The organism is Sphingopyxis sp. PAMC25046 (assembly GCF_004795895.1).
Lineage (GTDB): Bacteria > Pseudomonadota > Alphaproteobacteria > Sphingomonadales > Sphingomonadaceae > Sphingopyxis.
On the sequence record NZ_CP039250.1, the window covers coordinates 2258500 to 2276614 of the forward strand.

An 18115-nucleotide genomic window follows, 5' to 3' on the forward strand; every position below is an offset into this window, starting at 1 on the left:
GCGGTGCCGGGAAAGCGGGGAGGGATAGTGCAAGCATCGTCTTCTTCATTCGTTCATGCCCTAGGCAAGGGGGAAGCATGGGTAGGGGTAACGCTTCCCCCTTGCGGGCGGGGTCGGCCCGGGGGGCTAGAGACCGACCCGCAGGCTCGCACGGAACGCCCAGCCGATATGGCTTTGCTGTTCTTCCGCGGAGACTTCACCGGCGAACTGAAAGGCCGAGTTACCGGCGATGCCGCGAAAACGGCCGACCCAGCCGCTCGTGCGATCATCGGGAACCAGCGTGAAGGGCGTGCCGTCCTTGAACGACGCGGTCGTCGCGCCCAGCATGCCACTCACGATCTGGCGACGGCCACCTTCGAGTTCGAAGCGCGTCCAGCCGTCATATTCGTCGGCGCCTCCGAATTCGAGGCCGAGCGTCATCGTGCCCGACACCGCGAGCTCGTCGCTATCGCGGCTCAGGACCGTCAGGTCGAGCGCGTCGCCGCCGCCCGTTTCCTGATAGCCATCCTCCTTCAGCTTGAAATAGTCCACGGCAACCATCGGGCGAAGCGTGAGGCCGCCGACGCGCGTGTCATAGGCGAGCGAGCCCGACGCCGACCACAGCGTCGCGTCCCACTTGCCTTTCATCGTTTTTTCGATGTCCTCGGCGCCGGCTTCGGCGCGGAAGATACGCGTGCCCTTCAGGCTGATCGGCGCGCCCGAGATGCGGGCGTTCGCCATGAAGCCGTCCGAGCGCAAGCGCCAGTGCAGTGCGCCTTCGAACTGGCTCGTGCTCACTTCGTTGGCGTTACTGCCGTTGCCGTCCTTGCCGCTGAGATAACCGATCGAGCCGCCGAAATTGCCGACATCGCTTTCGATTTCGGCGCCGAGCGAAATGCCCCAGCCGCTGACGTCGTAGCTCGCCGTGTCGCCGACGCTCTTCGAGGTACCCCATACCGCCTGATTGACCCAATAACCCCATTTGCCCTCGTCCTGATACGGTGCGCTGGGATCCTGGAGATAGCGCGACAGGGCGCGCGAGCCCGAGGTGACGGTTTCGAACACGCCGCCTTCATGCTCGGGGAGCATCTGGCCGAGCTGGTTGCGGAACTGGTCGCCGTCGGTGATGCCGAGGAAGACGTCCTCGATCTTTTCATCGGCGACAACGGCGTCGAGCACCGCATCGAACGCGCCGGTTTCCGAACGGTTGAGGCCCAGTTCGCCCGTGCTCTTGCGCGACACGTCGACGATCAACTGCGTGGCGTTCGAGCTCAGCGTGCCCTTGTAGAGGAAGGGCAGCAGCGTCTGCGACGCGGTCAACTTGTCGGCGCCGGTCAGCGTACCGGCGGTCAGCACGACATGCTGACCCTCGGCCTGCTCGATGCTCGACAGCTTGAGCGCGAGTTTCGATTCTTCGCCGAAGCTGGCGTTGCCGGTGACCTGAAGATTGGTGCCGGTCGCGCCGGTATCGAGCATCACCGCCAGCGTGCCCTTCTCGGTCACCGCGAGCGACGAGATCGTCGCCGTGCCGCCGACATCGAAGGTGCCGCCGGCCACCGAAACCGCAAGGCCCTGCGAATTGGCCAGCGTGCCCGCAAAGGTCGAGGTGCCGCCGATCGTCAGCGTGTCGGTGCCGCCGCCGAAATCGGCGAGCCCGGTGAATTTCGAGGTTCCGGCGAGCGTCATCATGTCGCTGCCGGCGCCGAAGCGGGCATTGCCGGCATAGGTCGCATCGCCCGACAGCGCGAGCTTGTTGTCGCCGGCGCCGAAGAAGCTGTTCCCCTTCACCGACCCGTCGGCGATGTCGAACACGTCGTTGCCGCCGCCGAAGCGGACGTCGCCGACGATGCTCGGGGCCGTGACGCCCGAGGCGACCGCGGTCTGCTTCACCGTCGCGCCATTGCCGTTCGCGGACAGGTCGATCGCGATGTTGCGGTCCGACGAGGCGAGCGCACCGGACGCGTTGATCGCGCCGCTGTTCTCGACCGTGTCGACCGTTCCCGACAGATCGACGATAGCGCGCGCGGTACCGTCGTCGCCGCCGGTCTTCGCTGCGATCGAGCCGCTGTTGCGGATCAGCGCGACATCGCCGCCGGCTTCGATCAACACCGCTGTCGCAACCGAATCCGCGGCCTTGCCGCCGGTCGTCGCCTCGATCTTGCCCGCGTTCCGAATTTCGGGAGTCGTCGCGCCGCTTCCGATGCGGATCGCCGTGGCGGCCTTGTCCTTCGATTTCGCGGCGACGCTGCCGGTGCTGCCGATGCCGATGCCGATGCCGCCGGCGATCGTGACCGCACCGCCGAGCCCGCCGATCTGGATCCCGTTGCCGTCCTTGCCCGCATAAAGCCCGTCGCCGAGCACGGCGCCGTCGATGATGAAACCCAGTCCCGTACCGGTCCCGGCAACCGCGCCGATCGCGACATCGCGGTCGGCCGATCCGATGCGAATCGCCGCCGCCGAGCCGTAAGAGCGCACCACGGCATTGCCTTCCTTGGCGTCTTCGATCCCGTCCTTGTCCTCGTCCTTGTCGTCGGGTTTGGCGTCCTTGGGCGCGACGGCGAGAATGATGCCGCCCGTGACGTCGCCCTCGACCGACAGCGCGCTGCCGCCAATCAACAGGTCATCGGCGTCGAGCTTCGACGGATCGGTGGGCGGCGTCGTAAAGCGATAACCGGTGGCGGTGACATTGCCCTGAACGACCAGCGCATCGGTGACGTCGCCGGCGAGGCGCGCGCCGATCGCGTCGACACCCGTGGCGGAGATGGTTCCAGCGAGCCGGACATTGCCCGTCACATCCTGCAAACCGACGCCGAGCGCGCGGTCGCCGAGCACGCTGATCGTCCCGTCGTTGGTGAAATTGCCGGTCAGCGGGCCGCCGAGGCGGATGCCCGCCGAGTCATTGCCTTCGATCGCGATCGCGCCCGAATTGACGATGTTGCCCGTAAAGGCGCCCGCCGTCGCGATGCCGACGCGGTTGCTGCCAATCGCGAACGCACCGTCGAGGTCGCCGTCATTGTCGATGTCGGTGGCGGCATAGGTTTCGCCGATGGTGATTTTGCCGGTCGCGCTGTTCGTGATGCCGCCCGAGGTGCTGGCGCCCGCCAGGATGCCCGTCGCGCCGTCGACATTGGTAAACTCGATCGTGCCCTCGTTGACGACCTTGTGGTTGCTGTCGATCGTCACCGCCGGCCCGGCGGCGGTCGGCTTGATCGACCCCGCCGAGGTGATCTTGATATCGTCGGGCGACCCCGATTTGATCGTCGAGGTGCGCACCGGCGCCGTCGTCGCGGTGGTGACGGTGGTTTCGGCGTGGGCGGCGGTCGAAATTAGGGTGGCCAGGCAGGTGGAGGCCAGCAAGGTCTTGCGCATCGGGTTCCTCTTGAGATCGGGACCGGGACGTCTTCCCGGCGACAATCACAAGACGGAGTGCCGTCCGCGCGGCCTTGGAAAAAAATGCGGAACGCCCGAACGGGCCTCTCCAGGGCATGGAACATTTTGCCCGGCGGCAGGAAAAGGCGCATAGCTATGCCCTGTTGCATCGATTTCGGCTGTGCGACATGCCACCATGGCACCGGCGTAGGGACCGGCAAGGGAGAGTCATGAGCGAACAGATCGTCACGGTGGACATCGGCGGCACGCATGCGCGCTTCGCCATCGCCGAGGTCGAAGGCGGCCGCGTCCTTTCGCTTGGCGAAGCGACGACGCTGCACACCAAGGATCATGCGAGCTTCCAGACCGCGTGGCAGGATTTCGAACGGCGGCAGGGCGGAACCTTGCCGCGCGCCGTCGCCATCGCGATCGCGGGTCCGACGCGCGGCGAGATCATCCGCTTCACCAACAATCCGTGGATCATCCGCCCTGCGCTGATCGGCGAAAAGCTGAACGTCGACCGCTATGTGCTAGTCAATGATTTCGAAGCCGTCGGTCATGCCGTCGCACAGGCCGATGCGAGCTATTTCGAGCGGCTCGCCGGCCCCGACCAACCGCTGCCAGAAACCGGAACGATTACCGTTATCGGCCCTGGCACCGGGCTTGGCGTCGCGCATATCTGGCGCGACGGCCATCAATATCGCGTCCAGGCGACCGAGGGCGGGCATATCGATTTCGCGCCGCTCGACAGCATCGAGGACGCGATCCTCGCGCGGCTGCGCAAACGCCATCGGCGCGTATCGGTCGAGCGGATCGTGTCGGGCCCGGCGATCGTCGACATATACGAAACGCTCGCCGCGCTCGAAGGGCGCGCGGTGACGCCGCTCGACGACAAGGCGATCTGGACCCGGGCGATGAACCGCGAGGACAGCCTTGCCGCGGCGGCGGTCGACCGCTTCTGCCTGTCGCTCGGCAGCGTCGCGGGTGACCTCGCGCTGGCGCAGGGCGCCAGCGGCGTCGTCGTCGCGGGCGGCCTCGGCCTGCGCATCCGCGACAGCCTCGTCCGCTCGGGCTTCCCCGAACGCTTCATCGAAAAGGGACGCTTCGAAGGCTTCATGTCGGCGCTGCCGGTCAAGCTGATCACCCACCCGCAACCGGGCCTGTTCGGCGCGGCGGCGGCGTTTGCGCGGCAGCACGCGGAATGACTCGCACCATCCGCTAGCGGCCGATAGTTGCCATCAAATCCTCCCTGTCGCGAAGCGATGGGGAGGGTGACCGCCGCCGCAGGCGGTGGTGGAGGGGCCGCGACGTTGCGCCATGAGCCCCTCCGTCAGCGCTTCGCGCTGCCACCTCCCCATGGCTTCGCCACAGGGAGGATATTTCCTCGTTCGTCACCCCGGACTTGATCCGGGGTCCCGCTTGATGCCGAAGACCGGTCGACGCCCCAAAAAACGGGATCCCGGGTCAAGCCCGGGATGACGGAAGTGGAGGAGAGCAACGACAGCTCTCCACCCCTAAGCGGACGTCGGAAAATATGTCGGCTTAGCTTTCGCCGTAATCGGCCGGCGTGCCGCTAGTCCTCCTCCCGTCGCACCGCCGAGGCCTTTGTCGGCATCATGCGCCTTGCGAGTCCGTGATACAGTCGGGTCGGGCAGATCTGCGCGCTCGTCCAGTCGGCAATCAGCGCGGTGGCGAACAGCGGCAGGATGATGCCGCGCGCCGCGGTGGTTTCGATCAGGATGATTACCGCGGTCAGCGGTGCGCGCACGACCCCGACGAAATAGGCCGCCATGCCCAGCATCACGACCGCGCCCGCCGGACTGTCGGCAAAGACAGGGGTCAGGAGGTTGCCGAAGCCGGCGCCGACGGCGAGCGACGGCGCGAAGATGCCGCCCGGCGCGCCGCTGAGCGTCGAGGCGAGCGCTGCGACGAATTTGGCCGGAAAGAACCAGAGCTTTCCCTGATTGCCCTCAACGAGGAATTTCGTGACGTCATAGCCGGTGCCCCAAGTGCCACCGTTGGTTGCGATCCCGATCAGCGCGACGACCAGCCCGCATCCCGCCGCGAACAATACCGGCCGCGCCGCGGCTCGCCGAGCCCAACCCGCCGTCCGGTCGCTTGCAGCAAGGACGATCCGCGCGAACAACCCGCCAGCCAAGCCGCCGCCGATCCCGGCTATCGGCGCGATCAGCAGCACGTCGGCGATGGGTAGCGTATCGCGCATCACCCCGAAATAGACATAGTCGCCCGCAACCGACAGGCTGACGAGACCGGCGATCAGGACGGCGCCCATCGTCAGCACCGCAACGCGCTGTTCATAGGCTGCAGCCAGTTCCTCGATGGCAAAGGCGATGCCGGCGAGCGGCGTATTGAACGCCGCCGCGACGCCCGCCGCACCACCGGCGATAAATACGCCCGCGGTGACGCGAACTTTGAGCAGGCGGTGCATCGCGACCATGATCGCCGCGCTGACCTGCACCGTGGGTCCCTCGCGGCCAACCGAACCCCCGACCGACAATGTCACAATTGTCAGGCCGAGCTTGGCAAAGGCCGTGCGCAGCGACACCAACGGCCCGGTCGCCTCCTGCTCGGGGCGACGGCCGGCGGCAATGATTTGCGGGATGCCCGAACCGCGCGATAAGGGGAAATAGCGGTTCGCAGTCCAGACGATCAGCGCAAAGCCGGTCGGCGTGATCAGGAGCGGCAGCCACCAGGCTCTATCCGAAAGACGGAAAATCAAATGCTGCGCCCGGTCGCCAGCGGCGGCGAATGCCAGCGCGACGAGGCCCAGCAGAATCGCGCCGCCGACCATGGCGATGCGCCGGCGTATGTCGCCGACCTCGCTGCGGGCGCGGCGATTGAAGCGGTGTTGCGCGAGGCGGACCCAGCGCGGGACGGTAAGCTTGGAGGGCATGGGGGGGCTGTGAACCCGCCGCCAGCCAAGCGCAACCCCCGTCCCGAAATCGCGTTTCTCGCAGGCTCAGGCCGGTGCGAATTCCCCCGTCGCTTCGTCCATCACGTGCAATATGCCGTCGCTGATCGCGAAGAAGGCGCCGCGCAGCTTCAGGCTCCCGCGCTTTTCCTTCTCCTGGATGCAGGGGAAGGTTCGCAAATTCGCGATGCTTACACGCACAGCCGCCATTTCCATCGCGCGCCCGGCATCGCGGTTGTCTATATCGGGGTGGGCGGCACGGACCGTCGCGCTTGCCCCGTCGAGCAGCGCGATCCAGTCGGCGATAAAGCCGCCGCGCCCGGGCTCCGCGCCTTCCATCGACTTGTGAAGCGCTGCATGGCACCCGCCGCAAAGACCGTGCCCCATCACGACTATTTCTTCGACCTTCAGGAACTGGACCGCGAATTCGAGCGCCGCCGAAACGCCGTGGCGTCCCGGCGTCGTCTCGAACGGCGGAACGAGCGCCGCGACGTTGCGCACAACGAAGATTTCGCCCGGATTGGTGTCGAAAATCTGCGAGGGTTCGGATCGGCTGTCCGAACAGGCGATCACCATCACCTTCGGCGATTGCCCCTCGGCAAGCTGTTCCCAGCGTTCGCGTTGTTCCGCCCAGCCGCCTTTACGGAAACGCCGGTATCCTTCGATCATGTCTGCAAAGTGAGTCATGGAGGCGCCTTAGCATAGGTAGAGAGGTTGAGAAGAGGCGCGTGCGCGACTATGTGGGCGGCATGAACGCTCCTGCCCAGCCTCAACCGGCCTCCGCCGCCACCCCCAGCCAGCGCCAGCGCAAGCCCGACTGGATCCGCGTCAAGGCGCCGACCAGCCCCGGCTATGCCGAAACGCGCAAGCTGATGCGCGAGCTGGGCCTGCACACGGTGTGCGAAGAGGCGGCGTGTCCGAACATCGGCGAATGCTGGACCAAGAAGCATGCGACGGTGATGATCCTCGGCGACACCTGCACGCGCGCCTGCGCCTTTTGCAACGTCAAGACCGGGATGCCGCGCCCTGTCGACCTGCTCGAGCCCGAGCATACCGCGATCGCGGCGGCGAAGATGGGGCTCAGCCACATCGTCATCACCTCGGTCGACCGCGACGACCTGCCCGACGGGGGTGCGAGCCAGTTCGTCAAGGTCATTCAGGCGCTACGCCGCGAAACCCCTCAGACGACGATCGAGATCCTGACTCCTGACTTTCGCAACAAGCCCGAAAGCGCGGTCGCGGCGATCGTCGACGCGCGGCCCGACGTTTACAACCACAACCTCGAAACCGTGCCGCGACTCTACCCGACGATCCGCCCCGGTGCGCGCTATTATGCGTCGCTGCGCCTGCTCGAAAGCGTCAAGCGCCGCGATCCGTCGATCTTCACCAAATCGGGGATCATGCTCGGCCTCGGCGAGGAGCGGATGGAGGTCCATCAGGTGATGGACGACATGCGCAGCGCCGACATCGATTTCATGACGATGGGCCAATATCTCCAGCCGACGCCGAAACATGCCAAGGTCGCGGAATTCGTGACGCCGCAGGCGTTCGACGCCTATGCGCAGATCGCGCGCGCCAAGGGCTTCCTGCAGGTCGCTTCGTCGCCTTTGACCCGTTCAAGCTATCACGCCGGCGACGATTTCGAACGGATGCGCGCCGCGCGCGAGGCGCAATTGGCGCGCGCCAAGGCGGACTGATTGCCGCGGCATCACGAAACGCGGGAGTTGCCGTACAGCGACGAGCAGATGTTCGCGCTCGTCACCGATATCGCGCGCTATCCCGAATTCCTGCCGTGGGTCGTCGCGCTCCGCATCCGCGACGACAGCGAGCATGAAACCGTCGCCGACATGATCGTCGGCTTCAAGGGGCTGCGCGAAAGCTTCTCGTGCCGCGTCCACAAGCAGCGGCCGCACGAGGTGATCGTCAGCTATATCGACGGCCCGATGAAGCACCTCGGTAACGAATGGCATTTCCATGCCCTTGAAAGCGGCGGCTGCCGCGTCGATTTCATGGTCGATTTCTCGTTCCGCAGCCGCATGTTCGAGGCGCTCGCCGGACAGATGTTTGACAAGGCGCTGCGCAAGATGATCGCGGCGTTCGAAACGCGCGCCGGCGACCTTTACGGCGCGGGGAGGGCGATATCCTCCGACGGCCGTAGCCCGTCGTTATCGGGCTGAAGCAGGTCGAGGGCAAACAGTGTCGCATGATGGCGGATCGTGGCGCGATCGGTCGATTCGAACTGGACGCGCTGGGTGAAATAATCGTCGGGATCCTGCCCGCGCAGCGCGCGTGCGAAAACGACGAGACCGACGGGCTTCTTCTCCGACCCGCCGCCCGGTCCGGCAATGCCGGTGATCGCGACCGCGACGTCGGCGTCACTGTTCGCGAGCACCCCCGCGGCCATCGCCCACGCCGTGGCGAGCGAAACTTCGCCGAAGGTTTCGAGGATTTCGCTGCTGACGTCGAGCTGCGCCTGTTTCGCTTGTCTCGAATAGGTAACGAACCCGGCAGAAAACACATCGGAGCTGCCCGCGATGTCGGTCAGCGCGGCGCTGACCATACCGCCGGTGCAACTTTCGGCAACGGCGACCCTGCGACCCGCGGACCGATTGCCGGCGAGCACGGCGGCGGCAAGTTCGTCGCGCGCGGCAAGGCGTGCTTCTTCGACAGATTGCAAGATCAATTCTCCGGAAGTTGGATGGTCGCGACGGCTTGAGCCGATATCCCCTCGCGACGGCCGGTAAAGCCGAGCCGCTCTGTCGTTGTCGCTTTCACACTAACCCGTCCGACCGGAATCGCAAGGATTTCGGCAATTCGTTCGCGGATTGCGACGCGGTGTGGCCCGATTTTCGGGGCTTCGGCGATGATTGTCAGATCGAGATGCGCTATCCGCCCGCCGTTCGCAGCGATCCGATCGCCCGCAAAGCTCAGGAAGCGATGGGATGCTGCGCCGCGCCATTGCGGGTCGGTGGGTGGAAAATGATCGCCGATGTCGCCATCGCCGAGCGCGCCGAGGATGGCGTCGGTCAAGGCATGAAGCCCGACGTCGGCATCGCTATGGCCTTCAAGTCCATGACTATGCGCAATTTCTATGCCGCCGATCCATAAGGGTTTTCCTTCCACCAAGCGGTGAACGTCATATCCCATGCCGACGGCGGTTCGCATCATAGCGCCTGTCCCCAATAGCCCCGAGAGTATTGCCATATCCTCGGCATATGTCAGTTTGTGGAGCCGCGCGTCACCGGCGACGGTCGCGACGGCAGTGCCGGACTGTCGCACAAGCTGGGCATCGTCGGTCGCGCTTGCGCCTGCGGCCGCGGCGTGCGCCCGGCGCAGCGCGCCAAGCCGGAACGCCTGCGGTGTCTGGACCCGCGCCAACCGCTCGCGCCCCATAACATCGCCCGCCGCGCTATCGGCCTGCTCGACCAGCGTATCGGGAACGGGCAGCGTCGGAATGGCCGCGTCGGCGTGGGAGAGCGCCGCGAGCAGCCGGTCGATCACCACGGGACCGACACCGGGTCGCGCGGCGTCGTGGACCAGCACGATCGCATCATCTTCCCAATCGGCGAGGGCGGCGAGCGCATTTGCGACCGAATCCTGCCTTTCGGCGCCGGGGTCGGCGGAAATCCATCCGTCGGGAAGCGGGGCGACGGCAGCCTTGACGTCGCCGTTGCCAACCAGAACGCCGCCCGAAACTGCCGGATGTGCATCGAATGCCTCGAGGCTCCAGCATAGCACCGGCTTCCCGCCGAGCCATTCGAGCTGTTTTGGCTGTTCGAACCCCGCGCGCTTGCCTGTGCCGCCGGCAAGCAGGATTGCGGCGACGCGCGGGACAGGGGAGGAAACGGACTCGATCATCGCCCGCGCGGTTAGCGCAGCCGCGCCTTGCGGGAAAGCGCCTTAGCGTGTAGGGGCGCTGCTTAAATTTTAGGCAGTTTGACGAAAGCTCCCCGCCATGGCGCCGCTCCGGCCCATCCAGATTGGCAATATCACCATCGCGGATCCCGTGATCCTCGCGCCGATGACGGGCGTCACCGATCTGCCGTTTCGCAAACTCGTGCGCTATTATGGCTCGGGGCTCAACGTCACCGAGATGATTGCGAGCCAGGCCGCGATCCGCGAGACGCGCCAGTCGATCCAGAAAGCGGCATGGGATCCGGTCGAAGAGCCAGTGTCGATGCAACTGGTCGGCTGCACCCCCTATGAAATGGGCGAGGCGGCGAAGCTCAACGAGGATCGCGGCGCGTCGATCATCGACATCAACATGGGTTGTCCCGTGCGCAAGGTAACTAACGGCGATGCGGGTTCGGCGCTGATGCGCGATCCTAAGCTCGCCGCGGCGCTGATTAAATCCTGCGTCGAGGCGGTCTCGGTGCCGGTGACGGTCAAGATGCGCATGGGCTGGTGCCACGACAGTCTGAACGCCCCCGAACTTGCGCATATCGCCGAAGATCTGGGCGCAAAGCTCGTCACGGTCCACGGCCGCACGCGCAACCAGATGTATCGCGGCGAGGCCGACTGGGCTTTCGTGCGCTCGGTAAAGAACGCCGTGTCGATCCCGGTGATCGTCAACGGCGACATCTGTTCGGCCGACGATGCCCGCACCGCCCTCGCACAGAGCGGCGCCGATGGCGTCATGATCGGCCGCGGCGCCTATGGCCGTCCCTGGCTGCTCGGCCAGGTCATGGCGGCGCTGCGCGGCGAGGCCGAGCGGCCCGATCCCGGTCTCGACGAACAATATGACGTCATTACATCGCATTACCGCGCGATGATCGACCATTATGGCGAGATGACGGGGGTTAATATGGCGCGCAAGCATCTCGGCTGGTACGTCAAGGGCCTGCACGGGTCGGCCGAGTTCCGCAACAAGGTCAACCAGATTCCTGACAGCAAGGGCGTGCTCGAGGCACTCGAAGCTTTTTACGGTCCTCACCTCACCAAGGCCGCGGCGTGACCGCGCTCACGTCGAGCATCCCGAGCTTCGACCATGACGAGCTGATCCAGTCGCACCCCGTTCCCACGCTGCTGATCGACGGCGGCGGGGTCGTGCTCTTCGTCAACGCCGCCGCCGAGCAGCTTTGCAACGTCAGCCGCTCGGCGATGGTCGGGCGCGTAATCTATGACGTCATCGCGATGGATCGCGGCTATCGCCAGCGGATGAGCGACGCCGCGACCTCGGCGCTTTTCGCGCATCGCGCCGAAATCTCGGTCGGTGGACGCAAGGCGGTCTTCGTCGACATGCAGATGGTCCCTTATGGCAACAGCGGCCACCGCATCCTCGCGCTCGTGCCTTCGCCGAGCGATACCGAGCTGATGGGCGGCGCGATCGGCCGTTCGGGGCGCGCGGCCGGCGCCGCCGCGTCGATGCTGGCGCACGAAATCAAGAATCCGCTCGCCGGCATCAAGGGCGCGGCACAACTGCTTGCACGCAAAACCGATACCGGCGGCGAACGCTTCACGACGCTAATCTGCGCCGAGGTCGACCGGATCGCGACGCTGATCGACCAGATGGAGCATTTTTCGCGCGGCCAGCCGATCGCGTGCAGTCCGATCAACCTGTATCAGCCGATCCACCAGGCGATGGAAACCGCGCGTGCGCGCCAGTTTCCCGGTGTGCGCTTCGCCGAGGATTTCGACCCCTCGCTGCCGCTCGTGCACGGTAATCATGACGCCTTGGTACAGATATTGCTCAACCTCCTTACCAACGGGTGCGAGGCCGTGGGCGGCCGAGACGATGGCGTCGTCCGGCTGACCACCGCCTATCGCCACGGCCTGTCGATCGACAATGGCGACGGGCGCGGACGCATTGCGCTACCGATCGAGGTCAGCGTCAGCGACAACGGTTCCGGCGTTCCCGTCGACATCCGCGGCGACCTGTTCGATCCCTTCGTGACGACGAAGCGCGAGGGGCGCGGACTCGGGCTTGCGCTTGTCGCCAAGCTTGCGCGTGACATGGGTGGCACCGTCCAGCATATCCGCGACGGCGACTGGACGCGCTTTCGTGTGCATCTCCCTGTCGCGCAGAAGGGACGCGCGGCATGAGTTCGGGCAAGACGATCCTGCTCGTCGAGGACGATCCGGCGATCGCGATGATCATTCGAGAAACGCTTGTCGGCGAATGCGGCCATTTCGCGTCGGTCGGCAGCCTTGCCGAACGCAACGCCTGGCTGGCCGACCACCGCGCGGATATCGTCATCACCGACGTCGTGCTGCCCGACGGCGACGGCATCGATTCGCTGTCGCACACGGGAATCGACCCCTCGACCCCCGTGATCGTGCTGTCCGCGCAGAATACGCTCGACACCGCCGTGCGCGCGACGGGAATCGGCAGCTACGACTATCTGCCCAAGCCCTTCGATCTCGACGAACTGACCGCCAGCGTCCGCGCCGCGCTTGAAAAGCGTAGCGAACCGGCGACGCGCGACGCGGCGGTGCCGGCCGACAGCCATGGGCTGGTGGGGCGCGCGCCGGCGATGCAGGCGGTCTACCGCACCATTGCTCGCCTCGCGTCGAACGACCTCGCCGTTCTGATTCTCGGCGAATCGGGCACCGGCAAAGAGGTCGTCGCTCGCGCGATCCACGCGACCGGGTTGCGGCGGAACGGGCCTTTCGTCGCGATCAACATGGCCGCGATCCCGCGCGAGCTGATCGAAGCCGAGCTGTTCGGGCACGAAAAGGGGGCGTTTACCGGTGCCCACAGCCGCAATGCGGGGCGCTTCGAACAGGCGGCGGGAGGCACGCTTTTTCTCGACGAGATCGGCGACATGCCGCTCGAGGCGCAGACGCGGCTTCTCCGCGTCCTCCAGAGCAACGAATATTCAACCGTCGGCGGCAGTCAGGCGCTGCGCGCCGACGTCCGCGTCATCGCCGCGACGCACCGCGACATGCGCACGCTCGTCGCCGATGGCCGCTTCCGCGAGGATCTCTTTTACCGGCTCAACGTCATCCCGGTCACGCTGCCGCCGCTGCGTGACCGCCGGAGCGACATTGCGGCGCTCGTCGGTCATTTCGTTGATGCGGGGCGCAGCTCGGGGCTGCCGCACCGCCAATTCGCTCCCGCCGCGATGCAGTGGCTCGAACGCTATGACTGGCCCGGCAATGTTCGCGAGCTGGGAAATGTCGTCCAGCGGCTCGCCGTGCTGTCGCGCGACACGGTGGTGACGGCGCGCGATGTCGAAACATTGCTCCGCGAAAACGGCGAGGGGGGCGGCGCGGTTGAGCCGGCCGCGCTCATCGCGCGCGCCGTCGACGACTGGGCGCGCGAAGCAATGGCGGGCGCAACAAACGACGGCGATATTCACGAACAGCTCGAGGCCATCGTCGAGGCGGCGCTATTCCGCCGCGTTCTGCGCGAAGTGCGCGGCAACCAGCTCGAGGCGGCGCGGCGACTCGGGATCAACCGTAACACGCTACGTAAGCGGCTCGGGCAGCTCGACATCGATCCAGCGCATCCGTGACGTCAGGCGATAATCCCGAAATCGGCGCGATTCGGCGACCTGCGGACCGATTGTGTGTTTTCTATGCAACAGGATTGTCGTAACGAGGCAACAATGACGCAATCGGCATCTTTGGCCTTAGACATGGATTCGGACGGGGAGGAAGCGCGCTCCGGCTTCTGGCGCTTTGGAACGCCCGAATATTACACGCTCGGCATCATCGTCAGCGTTGCGATCGCGACCTATATTTTCGTCACCGGCGACGCGCAGAGCGAGCGGTTGCTGACCCCGGCGCTGGTGGCGGCGATCATGGTCGTCAACCTTGTGCCGGCGATGGCGCTGATCGTGCTGATCGGCAGCCGCGTCGCGCGCGCGCGCGCGGTGCGTTCGATGGCGGGTGGCAACGGCCGTCTCCATGTCCGGCTCGTTGCGCTCTTTTCGCTGATCGCGGCGGCGCCGACCCTGCTTGTGGTGATCTTCGCGTCATTGTTGTTCCAGTTCGGCGTCGACTTCTGGTTCTCGGACCGGTCGCGGGGCATGTTCGAAAACGCCGCCAATCTTGCCGAAGGCTATTATCAGGAAAATCAGCGCCAGGTCGGCGCGAACACCTTTGCCATGGCGACCGACCTCGGCAAACAACTGACGCAGTTTCCGATCGATAGCCCGAAGTTCAGCAACTATTATTTTCAGCAAGTCGTCGTTCGCAGCCTCAATGAATCGGCGATTATAGAGCTCGGTCAGGATGGCGTCGCGCGCACGGCGGCAGCGATTAATCCCGACGAACGAGCCGCCGAGAACCGGCTGAGTTCCGAGATGGTCGGCCGTCTCGACGCCGGCGAAGATGTGGTCGTCATCCGCCAGGCCAATCGGATCGAAGCCGCGGCTCGGCTTCCCGGAACCGATCGCGCTTACGTCTATGCTTCGCGGGATACGAATGTTCCGGGGTTCCAGCAGTCGGCGCGTGCGAGCGCGGTGCTGGCCGATTATAACGGCCTGTTCGAACGGTCGCAGATGCTCCAGCTCCAGTTCAACGGCGCGCTCTACCTCGGATCGCTTTTGCTGCTTGCGCTCGCGGTGATCGCCGCGATCGTGGTCGCGGACCGCATCGTGCGGCCGCTGGGGACTCTGATCGGCGCGACGCGGACCGCTGCCAATGGCGACCTGTCGGTCCGGGTGACTCCGCCGGTTCGCGATGACGAAATCGCGGTACTGACCCGTGCTTTCAATCGGATGACCGAGCAGCTGGAGGGGCAGACCGGCGTGCTCGTCAATGTGAACGAACAACTCGAAGCACGGCGCAGCTTCATCGAAGCGGTGCTGAGCGGAGTATCCTCCGCCGTGGTCTCGGTCGATGCCGGTCGCCGCATCCTGCTGGCGAATGCCGCTGCCGAGCGCTTGATCGGCCAGTCGGCGGAAAGTCTTACCGGTCAGCCGCTCGACGATGTGGCGCCCGAACTGGCGCGGCTTTTGACCGGAGAGGAGCGCGAAGGGATCGTGCAACTGTCGCGCACGGACGCCGAACCCGCGACGCTCGCCGCCAAGGCGGTGGCGCAGGGCGACGGTTTCGTCCTCAGCTTCGAGGACATCACACAGCAATTGCTCGACCAGCGTCGCGCCGCCTGGTCCGACGTCGCTCGGCGTATCGCGCACGAGATCAAGAATCCGCTCACCCCGATCCAGCTCGCCGCCGAACGGCTCCAGCGCCGCTTCGGCGATAAGGTCGAGGGCGATGCGGCGACCTTCCGCAAGCTCACCGACACGGTGATCCGGCAGGTTCACGACATGCGGCGCATGGTCGATGAATTTTCGAGCTTCGCGCGGATGCCGAAACCCACCTTCGGCGTCGAGGACGTGCGCGACATATTGCGTCAGGCCGTTTTCCTGTTCGAGGTCGCAAAGCCTGACATCGCCTTTTCGGTCAAGACGCCGGCCGAGATCGAGCCGCTGGTTTGCGATCGCCGCTCCTTGTCGCAGGCGATAACCAATATCGTCAAAAATGCCGTTGAAGCGATTGAAGAAAAGCATAAAATTTCGGATTTCGCTCCAACGGGCCACATCGGTGCCGCGCTCGACATCGGTGCAGGCGGGGAGGTGATCATTCGCGTCACCGACGACGGCATCGGGTTGCCCGAGGCGCGCGATGCGATCGCCGAGCCTTATATGACGACGCGCCAAGGCGGGACGGGTCTCGGCCTCGCAATCGTCAAGAAGATCGTCGAGCAACATTATGGTGAACTTGAATTTTCGGACAATCCGGCGGGGCAGGGGACATGTGTGACCCTGACGCTCCATCCCGACCGGCTTCGCCCCTTGACCGGAAAGGGCGGCGAGCAAAACATGGGGCAGAATGAAACGGTCCCGGGGCGCATCCGGAACCGGCAGGACAGAGAAGATCATGGCGCTTGATATTCTGATCGTCGACGACGAACGCGACATTTGCGACCTCGTCGCGGGGGTCATGGAAGACGAAGGTTATGAGGCGCGCACCGCGTCCGACAGCGATTCGGCGCTTGATGCGATCCGCCAGCGGCGGCCGTCGCTGGCGCTGATCGACGTCTGGCTGCAGGGTTCGCGGCTCGACGGCCTTGGCCTCGTCGAGGCGATCAAGGCGTTTGATCCGACGCTGCCGATCATCGTCATCTCGGGCCATGGCGGGCTCGACACCGCGGTCGCGGCGATCCGCCGCGGCGCGTTCGACTTCATCGAAAAGCCGTTCGAAGCATCGCGCCTGCTTCATCTCGTCGCGCGCGCGACCGAAAATGAGCGGCTGAAATTCGAATATGAGCAGCTGCGCGAAAAGGCGGGTCCGTCGGACGAGCTCACCGGCACCAGCGCTGCAATCAACAATGTCCGCGCGACGCTGAAGCGCGTGGCAGGGACGGGAAGCCGGGTTCTGATCACGGGCGCGCCGGGTGTTGGCAAGGAGGTCGCGGCGCGTGTGCTGCACGGATGGAGCGGACGGCAAAACGCGCCCTTCCGCGTCATTTCGTCGGCGCGCATGGACCCGGAAACGGTCGAGCTCGAATTGTTCGGGTCCGAGGCAGAGGACGGTTCGATCCGCGTCGGCCTGCTCGAGCAGGCGCATGGCGGCACCCTGTTCCTCGACGAGGTCGCGGACATGCCGTTGACAACGCAGGGCAAGATCCTTCGCGTGCTGACCGACCAGAGCTTCGCCCGCGTTGGGGGGCGCACGATGATCCGCGTCGACGTCCGCATCATTTCGGGTTCGGCGCGCGACCTGACGACCGAAATCGCCGAGAGCCGATTCCGCGAGGATCTTTATTACCGGCTCAACGTCGTGCCGGTGCATATCCCACCGCTGCGCGAGCGGCGCGACGATATCGCGAGCCTTTGCGACCACTATATTCGGCGCTATGCGGCCGACCGCCGGGTTCCGCCGCCCGAGATCAGCGCCGAGGCGATGGCGGCGTTGCAAGCGCATGAATGGCCGGGCAACGTCCGCGAACTGCGCAACGTCATCGAACGCGTCATGATCCTTGCACCGAGCGACCGGCTGGCGCGGATCGATGCCGACATGCTGCCCGCCGAACTGGTACGTGGCGGGGCCGACATCTTGCCCAATTCGGAATCGATCACCGCGATTCCGCTTAAGGAAGCGCGCGAGAATTTCGAGCGCGAATATCTGCGTATCCAGATCAATCGCTTTTCGGGCAACATTTCGCGCACCGCGACCTTCATCGGGATGGAGCGGTCCGCGCTGCACCGGAAACTGAAACTTTTGGGCCTTACCGAGAGTTCGGAAGGCGAAGGTTAGGCTTTGCGCTAGACGTCCCACGCGCTTTGCCGCATATTGCGTTTCAGAAGAAGGTCTTGAATGCCGGAGGAAACCGGCACCGTACCCGCGGTTGCACCGCCAAGAACAGGAGGCAAATGTGTCCGATAAAAACCAGAATCTCCAGGATATTTTCCTCAACGCCCTCCGCAAGAGCAAGACCCCGGTGACCATGTTCCTGGTCAAGGGCGTCAAGCTGCAGGGCATCATCACCTGGTTCGACAATTTCTCGCTGCTGCTCCGCCGCGACGGCCAGTCGCAGCTGGTGTACAAGCATGCGATCTCGACGGTGATGCCGTCGCACGATTTCGACCTGTCGCTGCTCGGCGACAATCTGCGCGATGCGCCGGCGAGTAAGGGCAAGGCGTTGCAGGATGTGTTCCTGAACGCCGTCCGCCGTTCGGACGAATCGGTCACGATGTTCCTCGTCAACGGCGTGATGCTGCAGGGCGACATCGTCGCCTTCGACCTCTTCTGCATGCTGCTCGAGCGCGAGCGGCAAGTGCAGCTCGTCTACAAGCACGCGATTTCGACCGTTCAGCCGAACGGGCCGATCAACCTGACCGACAATGGCGAGGGTGACGGCGAAGCGGACGACGCCTGATC

Annotated in this window: 14 protein-coding genes; 9 read left to right on the forward strand and 5 right to left on the reverse strand. The window is 65.2% G+C overall.

Annotated features, from left to right (window positions below):
• Nucleotides 1–126: 126 nt before the first annotated feature.
• Nucleotides 127–3348: an autotransporter outer membrane beta-barrel domain-containing protein gene (locus E5675_RS10575; RefSeq protein ID WP_136174475.1), complete on the reverse strand. Its 3222-nt coding sequence runs from the start codon at nucleotides 3346–3348 to the stop codon at nucleotides 127–129.
• Nucleotides 3349–3578: 230 nt separating this feature from the next.
• Here E5675_RS10575 and E5675_RS10580 point away from each other — a divergent pair, with 230 nt between their 5' ends.
• Nucleotides 3579–4553 (forward strand): glucokinase, encoded by a 975-nt coding sequence (locus tag E5675_RS10580; protein ID WP_136174476.1) that lies wholly within the window; start codon nucleotides 3579–3581, stop codon nucleotides 4551–4553.
• Nucleotides 4554–4921: 368 nt separating this feature from the next.
• On the opposite strand, the gene E5675_RS10585 is transcribed toward E5675_RS10580, so the two are convergent.
• The gene (locus E5675_RS10585) at nucleotides 4922–6262 is read right to left on the reverse strand and encodes a chloride channel protein (protein WP_136174477.1); all 1341 of its coding nucleotides are present in this window, start codon (nucleotides 6260–6262) and stop codon (nucleotides 4922–4924) included.
• A 66-nt stretch (nucleotides 6263–6328) separates the two neighbouring features.
• On the reverse strand, nucleotides 6329–6967 hold the full coding sequence (locus E5675_RS10590; RefSeq protein ID WP_136174478.1) for a carbonic anhydrase: 639 nt from the start codon (nucleotides 6965–6967) through the stop codon (nucleotides 6329–6331).
• Between the two features lie 62 nt (nucleotides 6968–7029).
• Here E5675_RS10590 and lipA point away from each other — a divergent pair, with 62 nt between their 5' ends.
• The gene (gene lipA / locus E5675_RS10595; protein WP_136174479.1) at nucleotides 7030–7977 is read left to right on the forward strand and encodes a lipoyl synthase; all 948 of its coding nucleotides are present in this window, start codon (nucleotides 7030–7032) and stop codon (nucleotides 7975–7977) included.
• Nucleotides 7978–8457 carry a type II toxin-antitoxin system RatA family toxin gene (locus tag E5675_RS10600; RefSeq protein WP_136174480.1) on the forward strand — a complete coding sequence of 160 codons (480 nt, stop codon included), beginning with the start codon at nucleotides 7978–7980 and terminating at the stop codon, nucleotides 8455–8457. It begins immediately after the preceding gene.
• Here E5675_RS10600 and E5675_RS10605 read toward each other — a convergent pair.
• A complete protein-coding gene (locus E5675_RS10605) occupies nucleotides 8400–8957 on the reverse strand; it encodes a CinA family protein (protein ID WP_136174481.1) in 558 nt (185 codons plus the stop codon). The two genes, E5675_RS10600 and E5675_RS10605, sit on opposite strands and share 58 nt — an antisense overlap.
• A gap of 2 nt (nucleotides 8958–8959) precedes the next feature.
• Nucleotides 8960–10138, reverse strand: a complete 1179-nt coding sequence (locus E5675_RS10610; RefSeq protein ID WP_136174482.1) for a bifunctional 2-C-methyl-D-erythritol 4-phosphate cytidylyltransferase/2-C-methyl-D-erythritol 2,4-cyclodiphosphate synthase — start codon at nucleotides 10136–10138, stop codon at nucleotides 8960–8962.
• Between the two features lie 97 nt (nucleotides 10139–10235).
• Here E5675_RS10610 and dusB point away from each other — a divergent pair, with 97 nt between their 5' ends.
• The 6 genes from dusB (at nucleotide 10236) to hfq (ending at nucleotide 18113) form a co-directional block, all read left to right on the forward strand.
• Nucleotides 10236–11234, forward strand: coding sequence for a tRNA dihydrouridine synthase DusB (gene dusB / locus E5675_RS10615; RefSeq protein ID WP_136174483.1), 999 nt, complete (start codon nucleotides 10236–10238; stop codon nucleotides 11232–11234).
• Nucleotides 11231–12322 (forward strand): ATP-binding protein, encoded by a 1092-nt coding sequence (locus E5675_RS10620; RefSeq protein WP_136174484.1) that lies wholly within the window; start codon nucleotides 11231–11233, stop codon nucleotides 12320–12322. Before dusB ends, E5675_RS10620 begins: the two co-directional genes overlap by 4 nt.
• On the forward strand, nucleotides 12319–13737 hold the full coding sequence (locus E5675_RS10625) for a sigma-54 dependent transcriptional regulator (RefSeq protein WP_136174485.1): 1419 nt from the start codon (nucleotides 12319–12321) through the stop codon (nucleotides 13735–13737). Before E5675_RS10620 ends, E5675_RS10625 begins: the two co-directional genes overlap by 4 nt.
• Nucleotides 13738–13860: 123 nt before the next feature.
• Nucleotides 13861–16122, forward strand: coding sequence for an ATP-binding protein (locus E5675_RS10630; protein WP_247594570.1), 2262 nt, complete (start codon nucleotides 13861–13863; stop codon nucleotides 16120–16122).
• Nucleotides 16112–17491, forward strand: coding sequence for a sigma-54 dependent transcriptional regulator (locus tag E5675_RS10635; RefSeq protein WP_136174487.1), 1380 nt, complete (start codon nucleotides 16112–16114; stop codon nucleotides 17489–17491). Before E5675_RS10630 ends, E5675_RS10635 begins: the two co-directional genes overlap by 11 nt.
• Before the next feature lie 118 nt (nucleotides 17492–17609).
• A complete protein-coding gene (gene hfq, locus E5675_RS10640) occupies nucleotides 17610–18113 on the forward strand; it encodes an RNA chaperone Hfq (protein WP_247594571.1) in 504 nt (167 codons plus the stop codon).
• Nucleotides 18114–18115 lie beyond the last annotated feature (2 nt).

Excerpts from the sequence above, each read along its gene's own strand:
- dusB (WP_136174483.1), top strand. The coding sequence starts at position 10,236 with ATGGCGCCGCTCCGGCCCATCCAGATTGGCAATATCACCATCGCGGAT.
- E5675_RS10635 (WP_136174487.1), top strand. The coding sequence starts at position 16,112 with ATGGCGCTTGATATTCTGATCGTCGACGACGAACGCGACATTTGCGAC.
- lipA (WP_136174479.1), top strand. The coding sequence starts at position 7,030 with ATGAACGCTCCTGCCCAGCCTCAACCGGCCTCCGCCGCCACCCCCAGC.
- E5675_RS10580 (WP_136174476.1), top strand. The coding sequence starts at position 3,579 with ATGAGCGAACAGATCGTCACGGTGGACATCGGCGGCACGCATGCGCGC.
- E5675_RS10630 (WP_247594570.1), top strand. The coding sequence starts at position 13,861 with ATGGATTCGGACGGGGAGGAAGCGCGCTCCGGCTTCTGGCGCTTTGGA.
- E5675_RS10625 (WP_136174485.1), top strand. The coding sequence starts at position 12,319 with ATGAGTTCGGGCAAGACGATCCTGCTCGTCGAGGACGATCCGGCGATC.
- E5675_RS10585 (WP_136174477.1), bottom strand. The coding sequence starts at position 6,262 with ATGCCCTCCAAGCTTACCGTCCCGCGCTGGGTCCGCCTCGCGCAACAC.
- E5675_RS10575 (WP_136174475.1), bottom strand. The coding sequence starts at position 3,348 with ATGCGCAAGACCTTGCTGGCCTCCACCTGCCTGGCCACCCTAATTTCG.
- E5675_RS10610 (WP_136174482.1), bottom strand. The coding sequence starts at position 10,138 with ATGATCGAGTCCGTTTCCTCCCCTGTCCCGCGCGTCGCCGCAATCCTG.
- E5675_RS10590 (WP_136174478.1), bottom strand. The coding sequence starts at position 6,967 with ATGACTCACTTTGCAGACATGATCGAAGGATACCGGCGTTTCCGTAAA.